12 protein-coding genes are annotated in these 12,813 nt (G+C 71.3%); 1 reads left to right on the forward strand and 11 read right to left on the reverse strand.

All coding sequences use genetic code 11. The annotated features are described in order from the left end of the window. Window positions 1–22: 22 nt before the first annotated feature. The 6 genes from ACIQWG_RS18020 to ACIQWG_RS18045 form a co-directional block, all read right to left on the reverse strand. Window positions 23–3,064 (reverse strand): AAA family ATPase, encoded by a 3,042-nt coding sequence (locus tag ACIQWG_RS18020; RefSeq protein ID WP_404096362.1) that lies wholly within the window; start codon window positions 3,062–3,064, stop codon window positions 23–25. A 107-nt stretch (window positions 3,065–3,171) separates the two neighbouring features. After that, on the reverse strand, window positions 3,172–3,369 hold the full coding sequence (locus ACIQWG_RS18025) for a hypothetical protein (RefSeq protein ID WP_404096364.1): 198 nt from the start codon (window positions 3,367–3,369) through the stop codon (window positions 3,172–3,174). A gap of 204 nt (window positions 3,370–3,573) precedes the next feature. After that, the gene (locus tag ACIQWG_RS18030) at window positions 3,574–4,143 is read right to left on the reverse strand and encodes a hypothetical protein (protein WP_404096367.1); all 570 of its coding nucleotides are present in this window, start codon (window positions 4,141–4,143) and stop codon (window positions 3,574–3,576) included. Between the two features lie 35 nt (window positions 4,144–4,178). After that, window positions 4,179–4,754 carry a GNAT family N-acetyltransferase gene (locus tag ACIQWG_RS18035; protein ID WP_404096369.1) on the reverse strand — a complete coding sequence of 192 codons (576 nt, stop codon included), beginning with the start codon at window positions 4,752–4,754 and terminating at the stop codon, window positions 4,179–4,181. After that, complete coding sequence (locus ACIQWG_RS18040; RefSeq protein WP_404096371.1) at window positions 4,732–6,960, reverse strand: MMPL family transporter; 2,229 nt, start codon at window positions 6,958–6,960, stop codon at window positions 4,732–4,734. The genes ACIQWG_RS18035 and ACIQWG_RS18040 overlap by 23 nt, the downstream gene beginning before the upstream one ends. A gap of 225 nt (window positions 6,961–7,185) precedes the next feature. Next, entirely contained in the window at window positions 7,186–7,566 is a 381-nt protein-coding gene (locus ACIQWG_RS18045; RefSeq protein WP_404096373.1) for a hypothetical protein, read from the reverse strand. 187 nt (window positions 7,567–7,753) lie between these two features. Here ACIQWG_RS18045 and ACIQWG_RS18050 point away from each other — a divergent pair, with 187 nt between their 5' ends. Beyond that, complete coding sequence (locus ACIQWG_RS18050; protein WP_404096376.1) at window positions 7,754–8,566, forward strand: SAM-dependent methyltransferase; 813 nt, start codon at window positions 7,754–7,756, stop codon at window positions 8,564–8,566. A gap of 59 nt (window positions 8,567–8,625) precedes the next feature. Here the strand turns inward: ACIQWG_RS18050 and gatB are convergent, their stop codons facing one another. The 5 genes from gatB to ACIQWG_RS18075 all read right to left on the reverse strand — a co-directional run bounded on the left by gatB (window position 8,626) and on the right by ACIQWG_RS18075 (window position 12,775). After that, window positions 8,626–10,140: an Asp-tRNA(Asn)/Glu-tRNA(Gln) amidotransferase subunit GatB gene (gene gatB, locus ACIQWG_RS18055; protein WP_404096378.1), complete on the reverse strand. Its 1,515-nt coding sequence runs from the start codon at window positions 10,138–10,140 to the stop codon at window positions 8,626–8,628. Between the two features lie 15 nt (window positions 10,141–10,155). Further along, the gene (locus ACIQWG_RS18060) at window positions 10,156–10,395 is read right to left on the reverse strand and encodes a hypothetical protein (RefSeq protein WP_404096380.1); all 240 of its coding nucleotides are present in this window, start codon (window positions 10,393–10,395) and stop codon (window positions 10,156–10,158) included. Then, window positions 10,392–11,885, reverse strand: a complete 1,494-nt coding sequence (gene gatA / locus ACIQWG_RS18065; protein ID WP_404096382.1) for an Asp-tRNA(Asn)/Glu-tRNA(Gln) amidotransferase subunit GatA — start codon at window positions 11,883–11,885, stop codon at window positions 10,392–10,394. Before gatA ends, ACIQWG_RS18060 begins: the two co-directional genes overlap by 4 nt. A 5-nt stretch (window positions 11,886–11,890) precedes the next feature. Further along, the gene (gatC, locus tag ACIQWG_RS18070; protein WP_007384860.1) at window positions 11,891–12,187 is read right to left on the reverse strand and encodes an Asp-tRNA(Asn)/Glu-tRNA(Gln) amidotransferase subunit GatC; all 297 of its coding nucleotides are present in this window, start codon (window positions 12,185–12,187) and stop codon (window positions 11,891–11,893) included. A gap of 93 nt (window positions 12,188–12,280) precedes the next feature. Next, a complete protein-coding gene (locus ACIQWG_RS18075; RefSeq protein ID WP_404096385.1) occupies window positions 12,281–12,775 on the reverse strand; it encodes a cupin domain-containing protein in 495 nt (164 codons plus the stop codon). Window positions 12,776–12,813 lie beyond the last annotated feature (38 nt).

Consider the following 12,813-nt stretch of genomic DNA (forward strand, 5'->3'; position numbering starts at 1 on the left):
GATGTCCCTTACAGCGTAAGCCTCAGCTCCCCGCCCCCGACGTGAGCGTTTCGGCGGGGAACAGACCCAGCCGGTGCGCCACCGCCGCCGCCTCGCCCCTTCCGGAGACGCCGAGCTTGCCCAGGATGTTCGAGACATGGACGCTGGCCGTCTTCGGGGAGATGAAGAGCTCCTCGGCGATCTGACGGTTGGTGCGGCCGGCGGAGACCAGGCGCAGGACGTCCCGTTCGCGGGTGGTGAGTCCGAGGGAGCCGGCCGGGTCGGCCGGGGGCGGCGCCGTCGTGAGACTCAGGCGGGCTCGCTGGGCCAGGTGTGTGGTGGCGTCGACGAGGGGGCGGGCGCCCAGATGCGTGGCGGTGGCTCGGCTGAGGCGGAGCAGTTCCGTGGCACGGGCGCGCTCGTCGTCGCCGCCGAGGGTGAGCAGTGCCTCGGCCAGGCGGTGGCGGACCCGGGCCAGTTCGTAGGGGCGTTCCAGGGCTTCGAAAGCGGTGACCACGTCCGACCAGGGGTCGGGGTCGCTCCGGCCCGCGGCCCGGTCGAGTTCGGCTCGGGTCCACGCCTCGTACGCCAGCCAGACCGGCGCGCCCGTGGTGAGCTTGCGAGCGGCTTCGAAGAGCCGTTCCAGGAAGGCGCCGCGGCCCTCCTGTACGGCGGGCAGTGCGCGGGTGTCGGACTCGGCGACGGAGGCGGCCAGCAGCAGCGGCCAGGCGTAGCGCTGGGTGCCGGGCGGGAAACCGTCGCTCAGGGCTCGGTCGGCCTCCGCGCGGGCGTCGAGGAGGCGGCCCTCGGCGGCGGCGATACCGAGGGCCAGGAAGGACATCGGGAGGTTGTTCTGCGGCATGGGGTCGTGCGTGCCGTAGTGGGCGCGGGCGGCCGCGAGGTGCCGGGCGGCGTCGGCGATGTCGCCGCGGGCCAGCGCCAGGTGGGCGAGGGCGTTGGAGCCGCCGCCGCGCGGCTTGGCGGACGGTCCCGTGCGCTGGGCGTTCTGGGCGGCCTGGGCGGCCTCGTCCCAGCGGCCCAGGGAGATCAGTGACTCGGCGAGGTTCGTCCATATCCAGGCCTCCGAGTCGCGCAGGCCCCATTGCTGGGTGAGTCGCAGGCCCTCGCGCAGGATGCCGACGGAGTCCTCGGAACGGCCGACGCCTTCGAGGACGGAGGGGAGGTTCACATGGCTGCGGCCGACCACGGCGGTGAGGCCACGGGCCAGTACCTCGGCCTTGACCTCGTACATCTGGGCCAGTCCGGCGTCCATGTCGCCGGCGTCGACCATGAGCACGCCGAGGGTGAGGCGCGCGTTCAGCTCGATGTCCTCGGCGCCCACCATGCGCGCGTACTCGACGGCCCGCTCGGCGGCGGACATGGCGTCGGGGCCGGGGGCACGGAGCATCGACCAGTTGGCCGCGGCGGCCAGCACCTCGGCGTGCACCTCGGACGGCGGCAGTCCGCGCACCAGTTCCTGCGCGGTGCCCAGCTGCTTCCAGCCGTCGCCGCGGGCCAGGGCCTGGACCAGCCGGGAGCGCTGGACCCAGAACCAGGCGGCGCGTAGGGGATCGCCCTCGTCCTCCAGCAGATGCAGGGCCTGTTTGGTGATCTTCAGGGCGCGTTCGCGTTCCCCGCAGAGCCGTCCGGCGACGGCTGCCTCGGCCATCAGGTCGAGGTAGCGCAGGGGTGTGGTCTCGGGGTCGCAGCCGCAGGGCGGGTAGACCTCGGTGTAGTCGACGGGGCGCAGGGTCGCGCGGATGTCCTCGGGGGCGGTGTCCCACAGCTCCATCGCGCGTTCCAGCAGCCGCAGTTGCTCGGCGTGGGCGTGCCTGCGGCGGGCGGCGACGGAGGCGTCCAGGACGGCCGGCAGGGCCTTGGCCGGGTCGTGGGCGTGGTACCAGTAGCTGGCCAGCCGCGTGACGCGCTCGCCGGCCGGGACGAGCGTCGGATCGGCCTCCAGGGCCTCGGCGTAGCGGCGGTTGAGGCGGGAGCGCTCACCGGGCAGCAGGTCGTCGCCGACGGCCTCGCGGACCAGGGAGTGCCGGAAGCGGTAGCCGTCACCGCCGGGCGCGGCGATGAGGATGTTGGCGTTGACGGCGGTCCGCAGCGCCTCGATCAGGTCGTCCTCCGCGAGCCGGGCGACGGCGGCAAGCAGCCGGTACTCGACGACGGAGCCGCCCTCGGCGACGATCCGCACGACCCGCTGGGCGCTCTCGGACAGGCTCTCGACCCGGACCAGCAGCAGATCGCGCAGGGAGTCGGTGAGGCCGGTGCGGCAGCCCTCGTGGGCGGCGACGGCCAGTTCCTCGACGAAGAAGGCGTTGCCGTCGGAGCGTTCGAAGATGGCGTCGACCTGGGCCGGGTCGGGTTCGTGGGCGAGGATCCCGGCGATCTGACGGCTGACCTCGGCGCGGGTGAAGCGGCCGAGTTCGATCCGGCGGACCGTGCGCAGCCGGTCCAGTTCGGCGAGGAGCGGGCGCAGCGGGTGCCGGCGGTGGATGTCGTCGGAGCGGTAGGTGCCGAGGACGACGAGGCGGCCGGTGCGCAGGGTGCGGAAGAGGTAGGCGAGGAGGTGGCGGGTGGAGGCGTCGGACCAGTGCAGGTCCTCCAGCACCACGACGACCGTGCGGTCGGCCGTGACGCGCTCCAGGAGGCGGGCGGTGAGCTCGAAGAGGCGGGCCATGCCCTCCTCGTCGGAACGGTCGGCCCCCCGGAGCGGAGCCGTCTCGCCCAACTCGGGCAGCAGCCGGGCCAGTTCCTCCTCCTGACCGGTGGCGGCCGCGGCGAGTTCGTCGGGCAGTTCGCGGCGCAGGGCGCTCAGCGCGGTGGAGAACGGCGCGAACGGCAACCCGTCCGCGCCGATCTCCACGCAGCCGCCGAGCGCGACGACGGCGCTGTCGCGCGCGGCGGCCGCGAACTCCTCGACGAGGCGGGTCTTGCCCACCCCGGCCTCACCGCCGATCACCAACGCCTGCGGTTCGCCCTCGGCGGCCTGGGCGAGGGCGTCGTTCAGTGTCTCCAACTCGACCGCGCGACCGACGAACACGGGACTGACCGACCTGCTCTCCACGAGGGTGAGCATGTCACGCGACGTCCCCGGTGCGGCAGCGGATTTCGAACGGGCCGCGTCCTCGGACGTCGGGAGGGCGCTGCCGGCCGGGCCCGCGAGAAGCCCGGCCGCCGCCCCCTTCACGCGGCACGTGCATGCCGATGCCTGCGGAAGCGGGACGTATGCGCCTCCGGTTCCGCCGCGCTCTCGGCCGTGCGCTTCGCGGCCTCGCGGCGCGCGGCACGGCGGACGCGGACCGCCTCGCGGACCAGGCGCTCGTGCTCGGCCTTGCGGATCAGTTCGGCGGAACGGACGTGGTGGAGTTCGTAATCATGCATGGCAGGGCCTCGTTCTTCCTGGTGGGACTCGGGTTTCGCATCGCTCTTTGCGATGACTCCACCTTCGTCTCCCAGGCGGGTCCGCCACATCGGGAGAGTTCCGCATCTTTGCCGGTGGGTGGGGCCTTAGACGCGCGTGAGGGGCCCCAGGCGCTCCGTAAGTACGCTACGGAGCGCCTAAGACCCCTCGTGACCTGCGGCGGTTCAGCCCACGGACGGCACGCTGAGCAGGACGTCGGTGTACTTGAGGACCGCCAGCAGCAGGCCCACCACACCGACGGCGACACCGCCCCAGGCGACCGACTTGATCCAGGTGGCCTGCGGCTTGCCGGGGGCCCCGAACGCCGGGCGGACGAGCACCACGACGCCCACGATCAGCGCGGCCATCGCGAACAGACCGGCCCACAGGGCGGCGGCGTGCCAGCCGTCGACGTAGCCCGCCTGGATCAGCTTGTCGACGTCCGCCTGGGACGCGCTCTGGTTCTCCAGCTGACCGAGGAGGTTCTCGCGCGCGGTGGCGATCGTGCCGATCCAGCTGCCGGTCAGCGACACGAAGCCCAGCGCCAGGGAGAGGACCGCGCCCGCGCCCTGGCCGACGTCGGAGTGGCTGTCTTCCGTGGCCTCGGCGGCCACCTCCTCGTCGGCGTCGGGTCCGTCCACGTCAACGGCCTCCGCCTCGGCCTCTGCCTCGGTGTCGGTCGTCTTGGTGACGTCCACGTTCTCCTCGTCGGTCTTCGACTCGGCCAGGGTGTCGTCCACTGTCTTCGTTCCCATGTCTCGCACCGTACGGACGCTCTCTGAGAGGTGTCTTAATGATCGTTGTGTGCGGCACACGCGCGTGCTTCACGCCACTCCGGGGCGAGGATCGACCACACCTCCAGGTCGTGCCGCACCCCACGATAGGGGTGCGCCTGACGGCGTACGCCCTCGCGGGTCATGCCGAGGCGCCGGGCGATGTTCAGGCTGGGGGTGTTTCCGGCGGCGGCGACCCATTCGACCCGGTGGATGCCGCGCTCCTCGACCGCCCAGTCGATGAGCACCCGCATGGCCCGGGTGACGAGCCCGCGTCCGGTCGCGGCGGGCTCCAGCCAGCACCCGACCTCGCAGTTGCCGTTCGCGGCGTCGAAGTTCAGCGCGAGGACTCCGCCGACGAGTTTCCCGTCCAGCCAGATGCCGTGGTACGACGCCGTGTCGCCGGCGCGCATGTCGGCGTACCGCTGGAGCGTCTCCCGTGCCGACGCCGGGTCGGTGACCGTCGCCCCGAAGGGGATGTACTGCCCGATGAACTCCCGGCCCCGGTCCAGGTGGGCGAGGAACTCCTCGGCGTGCCAGGGCTCCAGGGGCCGCAGCTCGGCCCGGTCGTCACCCAGGGATATCGCGTACATCGCCCCGCTGCTCCTTCTCCAGTTCCGCCACGACGTCGGTGAGCCTCTCATGCGCGGCACGGCACTCGGGCGGCTCGATGCTGATCCGGGGCATGCGCTTGTCGAGCCAGCGGGGCAGCCACCAGTTGGCGCCGCCGAGCAGGTGCATCAGGGCGGGGACCAACAGCGTGCGCAGCACGAAGGCGTCGAGGGCCACGGCGGCGGCCAGCGCGATGCCGAACATGGCGATCACGCGGTCGCCGCTGAGGACGAAGGCGAGGAAGACCGAGATCATGATGACCGCGGCGGAGTTGATCACCCGGCTGGTCTCGGCGAGGCCGACCCGGACGGCCCGCCGGTTGTCGCCGGTCTCCAGCCACTCCTCGTACATCCGGCTGACCAGGAAGACCTGGTAGTCCATGGAGAGGCCGAACAGCACCGACACCATGATGACCGGCAGGAACGGCTCTATCGGGCCGGCGCGGCCCAGGCCCAGCAGTTCGCTGCCCCAGCCCCACTGGAAGATCGCGACGACCACGCCGAAGGCGGCGGCGACCGCGGCCACGTTCATCACGGCGGCCTTCAGCGGAATGCCGACGGACCGGAAGGCGAGCAGGAGCAGCAGACAGCCCAGGCCCACGACGACACCGACGAACAGCGGCAGCTTGCCGACGATCACGTCGGCGAAGTCGTCGTATCCGGCGGTCATACCGCCGACGTGCACATCGAGCGAGGTGCCGGTCTCGGCGCGCGGCAGCACCTCGTCGCGCAGCCGGTCCACGAGTTCGCTGGTCTGCCGTGACTGCGGGGAGGACTCCGGTACGACGGTGAGGTACGCGGTGTCGCCGCCGGTGTTGTAGGTCACCGGGGTCACCGACGCGACGCCCTCGGTGTCCCGCAGGCGCGCGTCGAGGTTGTCCAGAGCGAGCTTGTCGTCGCCGCCGTCGACCTCGGTGACCAGGGTGAGCGGACCGTTCACGCCGGGGCCGAACCCGTCGGCGAGGAGGTCGTAGGCCTGGCGGGTGGTGGAGCTCTTGGGGTCGTTGCCCTGGTCGGAGGTGCCCAGGCGGAGGCCGAGGGTGGGCAGGGCGAGGACCGTGATCACGGCCAGGGCGAGGGCGCCGAGGGCCTTGGGGTGGCGCTCCACGAACGCCGACCAGCGGGCCGCGAAACCGGTCGGCAGCTCGGGCTGGGGCCCGTGCTCGGCCAGCCGGCGTCGCTCGCGGCGGCTGAGGGCGCGCATGCCGATGAAGGACAGCAGGGCGGGCAGCAGCGTCACGGAGGCGGCGACCGTCAGGACCACCGTCAAGGACGCGGCTATCGCGACTCCGTTGAGGAAGCTGAGCCGGAGGATCAGCATGCCCAGCAGGGCGATGCACACCGTGGCACCCGCGAACACGACCGCCCGTCCGGTGGTGGCCACGGCCTTCGTGATCGACTCGGTGACGGGCAGGCCGCGTTTCAGGCCGCGCCGGTGTCTGGTGACGATGAAGAGCGCGTAGTCGATGCCGACGCCGAGCCCGATGAGCATGCCGAGCATGGGCGCGAAGTCGGCCACGGTCATGGTGTGTCCGAGCAGCGCGATCCCGGCGTACGCGGTGCCGACGCCGACCAGGGCGGCGGCGATGGGCAGCAGCGAGGCGGCGAGCGAGCCGAAGGCGAGGAACAGCACGAGCGCCGCGACGGCCACGCCGACGACCTCGGCGAGATGCCCGCCGGTCGACTCGGTGAGCGCTACGGCGCTGCCGCCCATCTCCACCTGGAGTTGGTCGCTCCCGGCGTCCCGGGCCGCGTCCACGACGGCCTGTGCCTCGCCGCCGGCGAGGTTCTCGGCGCTGTCGTCGAAGGTGACGGTCGCGTAGGCCGTGTGCCCGTCCTCGCTGATCCGGTCGGCGCCCTGCTTGCCGTACGGGCTGTCGACCGTGGCCACGCCGGGCAGTTCGGCGATCTCGTCCAGGGCGCGCGTCATGGTCTGTTCGACGGCGGCGGCCCGGACGGTGCCGGACGTGGTGTGCCAGACAACGGTGTCGCTGTCGCCGCCGAGGCCGGGGAAGCCGTCCTGAAGGAGCTGGGTCGCGCGGCCCGATTCGGTGCCGGGGACGTGGTAGTCGTTCGAGTACGCGGTGCCCGTCACGGCGGCGGCCGCGGTGACCCCGCCGAAGGCGAGCAGCCAGAGCAGTACGGCGACGAGGCGTCGTTGGACACACCAGCGTGCAAGAGCTGCCACGAACGTGCTCCCGGAGGGGATTTATGGATCTTTGGCCGGGATCAGTCGTCCAAGAAAGTGAACAGCCCGCAAAGAACGCATGAGCGATGTGAAGCAAACTCTCGCAGGCCGAAAAGATCGTTTGCCTCGTTCGTGGGTTTATTCACAGGAGTGGGAGGCAGATCACAGGACAGTAACGGTGACTCTGTCGTCCCTGCGTGACGCCCTTCACATCCGCCTTTCCTCTCAGTCGAACTGATCTCCCAGCGCCATCACCATGACGCCGGTGACGAGCAGCCACAGCGCCCGGCGGGTGCGGCCCCGCGAGCCGAGGAAGGCGGCGAGCGCGCACACGGCGGCGCCGACGGCGTAGGCGGCCGGGACGAGGGCCGGGGCCGTGCCGGTCGCGCGTCCCGCCGACGCGGCCAGCCCGGCGAGGGCGAGCAGCGCCCCGGTCACGGCCGCCGTCCAGCGGGCCCGCCGCGCCACCTGTGCCGGGTCGTCGGCGTCGTCCGGCTCCAACTGGTCCTCGGGCTCCAACAGGTCATCCGGCTTCGCCAGGCCCTCCGGCTCCGCCGGCCGTTCCTCCCCCGCCTCCGCTATCTCGGAATCACCGCGTCCGCTCATGGCGGGCGAGCGTAGCGCGTCGTGCTGAGAATCCGGATGCGGGGGCGTCTGGCCGGCTGTTAGCTTCCGCAAGTCAGCCGTAGTGCGGCACACCGCCGCCGACCTGGGCAGGTGCATTGTTTGAGCGTCCGACCGAGCTCCTCCGTATCCCTTTCCGCTTCCCCGGACTCAAGGAGCCCGTTCACCGATGCCAGACATCATCCCGCCGACGACAGGGCCCTCGGATGAGGACCTAGCCAAGCGGCTGACCCACCCCCGCTACCCGCGCAGCGCCGGCTACGACCCGCGCTGGGTCGTCGAGAACCAGATGGGCCCGAACGCCCTCTGGCTGCTGGAGTGGCTCGCCCCCGCCCTAGGCCTGGACACGCTGCGCCCCTGCGCCCGCGTCCTCGACCTGGGCTGCGGCCGGGCGATGACCTCCGTCTTCCTGGCCAGGGAGTACGACGCCCAGGTCACCGCCGCCGACCTGTGGATCGAACCCGACGACAACGCCCGGCGCGTCGCCGAGGCCGGTTTCGCCGACCGGGTGCTGCCGGTGCGCGTGGAGGCGCACGACCTGTCGTTCGCCGAGGGCAGCTTCGACACGATCGTGAGCGTCGACGCCTACCAGTACTTCGGCACCGACGATCTCTATCTGCCCACGCTCACCCGTCTGTTGAAGCCGGGCGGGCGGATCGGCGTCGTCGTACCCGCGCTGCGCGAGGAGCCGGCCGGCATCGAGCCGCCGGAGCACCTGAAGCCCCACTGGGAGCCCGACTACTGGTGCTTCCACTCCTCCGACTGGTGGCGGCGCCACTGGACCCGCAGCGGCGCCGTCGAGGTCGAGGCCGCCGACTGGCAGCCGGACGGCTGGCGGGACTGGCTGCTGTGGTGCGACGTCATCGCCGAGGAGAGCCCGGACGAGTTCCATCGCACGATGGCCCGCCGGGTCGGCGAGATGGTGCGGCTGGACGAGGGGCGCGCGCTGGGGTTCGTACGGCTCGTGGCACGCCGTACCTGACTCCGTGAGCAGCACAACGGCCCCGGAGGGTCTGCCTCCGGGGCCGTACGCGCTTCGGCTCAGCCCTCGCTGACGCCCAGCTGCTCCAGGATCAGCTCCTTGACGCGGGCCGCGTCGGCCTGACCCCGGGTCGCCTTCATGACCGCGCCGACCAGGGCACCGGCCGCGGCCACCTTGCCGCCGCGGATCTTGTCCGCGATGCCCGGGTTGCCGGCGATGGCCTCCTCGACGGCGGTGGTGAGGGCGCCCTCGTCGGAGACGACCTTCAGACCGCGCTTGTCGACGACCTCGTCCGGGGTGCCCTCGCCGGCGAGAACGCCCTCGATGACCTGGCGGGCCAGCTTGTCGTTCAGGTCGCCCTTCGAGACCAGCTCGGTGACGCGGGCCACCTGCGCCGGCGTGATGGCCAGCTCGTCGAGCGCCTTGCCGGACTCGTTGGCGCTGCGGGCGAGTTCGCCCATCCACCACTTGCGGGCGGAGGCGGCGTCGGCACCGGCGTCGATCGTGGCGACGATCGGCTCCAGCGCGCCGGCGTTGAGGATCGCCTGCATCTCGACGGCCGAGATGCCCCACTCCGCCAGGAGCCGGGTACGGCGGACCAGCGGCAGCTCCGGGAGGCCCGCCCGGATCTCCTCGACCCACTCGCGCGAGGGGGCCACCGGCACCAGGTCCGGCTCGGGGAAGTACCGGTAGTCCTCGGCCTCTTCCTTCACGCGGCCCGAGGTCGTCGACCCGGTGTCCTCGTGGAAGTGCCGCGTCTCCTGGATGATCGTCCCGCCACCGCTGAGCACGGCGGCGTGCCGCTGGATCTCGTAGCGGGCCGCGCGCTCCACGGACCGCAGCGAGTTGACGTTCTTCGTCTCGGAACGGGTGCCGAACTTCTCGGTGCCGTTCGGGCGCAGCGACAGGTTCACGTCGCAGCGCATCTGCCCCATCTCCATGCGGGCTTCCGACACGCCGAGCGCCTTGATGAGCTCGCGCAGCTCGCGGACGTACGCCTTGGCGACCTCGGGAGCGCGCTCGCCCGCGCCCTCGATCGGCTTGGTGACGATCTCGATGAGCGGGATGCCGGCGCGGTTGTAGTCGAGCAGCGAGTGCGAGGCGCCGTGGATACGGCCCGTCGCGCCGCCGACGTGCGTCGACTTGCCGGTGTCCTCCTCCATGTGGGCGCGCTCGATCTCCACGCGGAAGGTCTCGCCGTCCTCCAGTTGCACGTCGAGGTAGCCGTTGAAGGCGATCGGCTCGTCGTACTGGGAGGTCTGGAAGTTCTTCGGCATGTCCGGATAGAAGTAGTTCTTCCGGGCGAAGCGGCACCACTCGGCGATCTCGCAGTTCAGCGCGAGACCGATCTTGATGGCGGACTCGACGCCGGTCGCGTTGACGACCGGCAGCGCGCCGGGCATGCCGAGGCAGGTCGGGCAGGTCTGCGAGTTGGGGTCGGAGCCCAGCTCGGTGGAGCACCCGCAGAACATCTTGGTCTTGGTGCCGAGTTCGACATGGACCTCAAGGCCCATGACGGGGTCGTACGACGCCAGCGCGTCCTCGTACGACACCAGGTCGGTCGTGGTGGTCACGGTGAAACTTCCCTCTCAGCCCATCAGGACGTCGTCGTCGCCCAGCCGCTTCAGCTCGCGGTAGAGGATGGCGAGGCCGGTGACGATGGCGGCGGCGGACACGGCGGCGTCGATCAGGACCAGCGTGTCGTTCTCGGCGCGGGCCTTCTTGAAGCGCTTGGCGACACCGAAGGCGCCGAACGCGGTGCCGGCGATGGACAGGTACGTACCGGACTTGGACTTCTTGAAGTCCTTGGCCTTGGACAACTTGCTCACAGCGACGGTGCCTCCTCCAGGAGCGGGTGCCCCCACTTTTCCACGAAGGCCGCCTCGACGGCCGCCCCGACCTTGTACAGACGGTCGTCCTGCATCGCCGGGGCGATGATTTGCAGGCCGACGGGGAGGTTGTCCTCCGGAGCCAGGCCGCACGGCAGCGACATGGCCGCGTTGCCGGCGAGGTTCGTCGGGATGGTGCACAGGTCCGCGAGGTACATCGCCATCGGGTCGTCGGCGCGCTCGCCGATCGCGAAGGCGGTGGTCGGCGTCGTCGGGGAGACGATCACGTCGACCTGCTCGAAGGCCTTCTCGAAGTCCCGCGTGATGAGCGTGCGGACCTTCTGGGCGCTGCCGTAGTAGGCGTCGTAGTAACCGGAGCTCAGCGCGTACGTGCCGAGCATGATGCGGCGCTTCACCTCGGGGCCGAAGCCCGCCTCACGGGTGATCGACGTGACCGCCTCGGCGGAGTTGGTGCCGTCGTCGCCGGTCCGCAGGCCGTAGCGCAGGCCGTCGAAGCGGGCGAGGTTGGAGGAGCACTCGGAGGGCGCGATCAGGTAGTACGCCGAGAGCGCGAGGTCGAAGGACGGGCAGTCCAGCTCGACGATCTCCGCGCCCAGCTCCTTGAGGAGCTCGACGGACTCGTCGAAGCGCTGGATGACGCCGGCCTGGTAGCCCTCGCCGCGGAACTGCTTGACGACGCCGACGCGCATGCCCTGGACACTGCCGTTGCGGGCGGCCTCGACGACCGGCGGGACCGGGGCGTCGATGGAGGTGGAGTCCATCGGGTCGTGCCCGGCGATGACCTCGTGCAGCAGGGCCGCGTCCAGGACCGTACGGGCACAGGGCCCGCCCTGGTCGAGGGAGCTGGAGAAGGCGACCATGCCGTACCGTGAGACCGCGCCGTACGTCGGCTTCACCCCGACCGTGCCGGTGACGGAGGCCGGCTGGCGGATGGAGCCGCCGGTGTCGGTGCCGATGGCGAGCGGGGCCTGGAAGGACGCGAGCGCGGCGGAGGAGCCGCCACCGGAGCCGCCGGGGATCTTGGTGAGGTCCCAGGGGTTGCCGGTCGGGCCGTAGGCGCTGTTCTCGGTGGAGGACCCCATGGCGAACTCGTCCATGTTGGTCTTGCCGAGGATGACGACGTCGGCGGCCTTGAGACGCTTGGTGAGCGTGGCGTCGTAGGGCGGGATCCACCCTTCCAGGATCTTCGAGCCGACGGTCGTCGGAACGCCCTCGGTGGTGAAGATGTCCTTGAGCGCCAGGGGCACGCCGGCCAGCGGACCGAGCTTCTCGCCCTTGGCCCGCTTCTCGTCCACGGCACGGGCCTGGGCGAGCGCCCCCTCGCGGTCGACGTGCAGGAAGGCGTGCACCTTCTCGTCGACGGCCTCGATCCGGGCCAGGTGGGCCTCGGTGACCTGTACGGCCGTCAGCTCGCCGGAGGCGATCTTCTCGGCCGTCTCGGCGGCCGAGAGCTTGATGATGTCCGTCATGGCGATTAGTCCTCCCCCAGGATCTGCGGCACCTTGAAACGCTGCTGCTCCTGGGCCGGGGCGCCGGAGAGCGCCTGCTCGGGGGTGAGCGACGGACGGACCTCGTCCGCCCGCATGACGTTCGTCAGCGGGAGCGGGTGCGAGGTCGGCGGTACGTCTTGGTCGGCGACCTCACTGACGCGGGCGACCGCGCCGATGATGTCGTCCAGCTGTCCCGCGAAGTGCTCGAGCTCTTCGGGCTTCAGCTCCAGACGCGCCAGCCGGGCGAGGTGGGCGACCTCCTCGCGCGTGATGCCAGGCATGCAGCGATCCTCTGGGGTGAGTGTGTGTGGTTTGGCCCAATCCTATGGGTCGGGGGCGTGTGCCCGTGAAACGGTTTCCCCGGCCCGCGCCCGTCAGCGCCGCCGGCCGTCCCAGGCCTCGCTCCTCATGAAGTGGTTGTCGTACAGCTCCTGCACCTCCAGCAGGCTCTCCGGGGTGGCCTCGCCGAGGGCGATGCGCTGGAGGTGGCGGAAGTACTCGAAGCGCTCGACCCCGGGTGTGATGACGATCAGCAGGTCGGCGTCGGCACCGGGCACGGCGGCGAACGCGTGCGGTTTGCCGGGCGGTACGACGACGAGGTCGCCGGGGCCGGCGGTGACGACGTCGTCGCCGGAGAGGATCTCGGCGGCGCCGTCGAGCAGGAAGAACATCTCGGCGGAGTTGTCGTGCCAGTGCGGTTTGGCGCCGTCGGCTCCGCTCGCGAGCGTGACGCGCTGGGTGGACAGCGCACCGCCGGTCCGACTGCTGTCGGCCAGCAGCCGCATGGTGGTCGGCGCGCGGCCGACGACCTCCGCCTCGCCCTCGCGGACGATCACGGACTCGTCGAACTTCGGAACGAACAGGGACATCTGTGGTACCCCCCGTGCGAGATCGATGACGGCGGTGT

It is taken from the genome of Streptomyces sp. NPDC098781 (assembly GCF_044759995.1).
Classification (GTDB): domain Bacteria; phylum Actinomycetota; class Actinomycetes; order Streptomycetales; family Streptomycetaceae; genus Streptomyces.

Coding starts and splice junctions, on each gene's coding strand:
- ACIQWG_RS18045 (WP_404096373.1), bottom strand. CDS start 7,566: ATGAGCGGACGCGGTGATTCCGAGATAGCGGAGGCGGGGGAGGAACGG.
- ACIQWG_RS18075 (WP_404096385.1), bottom strand. CDS start 12,775: ATGTCCCTGTTCGTTCCGAAGTTCGACGAGTCCGTGATCGTCCGCGAG.
- gatC (WP_007384860.1), bottom strand. CDS start 12,187: ATGCCTGGCATCACGCGCGAGGAGGTCGCCCACCTCGCCCGGCTGGCG.
- ACIQWG_RS18035 (WP_404096369.1), bottom strand. CDS start 4,754: ATGTACGCGATATCCCTGGGTGACGACCGGGCCGAGCTGCGGCCCCTG.
- ACIQWG_RS18025 (WP_404096364.1), bottom strand. CDS start 3,369: ATGCATGATTACGAACTCCACCACGTCCGTTCCGCCGAACTGATCCGC.
- gatA (WP_404096382.1), bottom strand. CDS start 11,885: ATGACGGACATCATCAAGCTCTCGGCCGCCGAGACGGCCGAGAAGATC.
- ACIQWG_RS18020 (WP_404096362.1), bottom strand. CDS start 3,064: ATGCTCACCCTCGTGGAGAGCAGGTCGGTCAGTCCCGTGTTCGTCGGT.
- ACIQWG_RS18030 (WP_404096367.1), bottom strand. CDS start 4,143: ATGGGAACGAAGACAGTGGACGACACCCTGGCCGAGTCGAAGACCGAC.
- ACIQWG_RS18050 (WP_404096376.1), top strand. CDS start 7,754: ATGCCAGACATCATCCCGCCGACGACAGGGCCCTCGGATGAGGACCTA.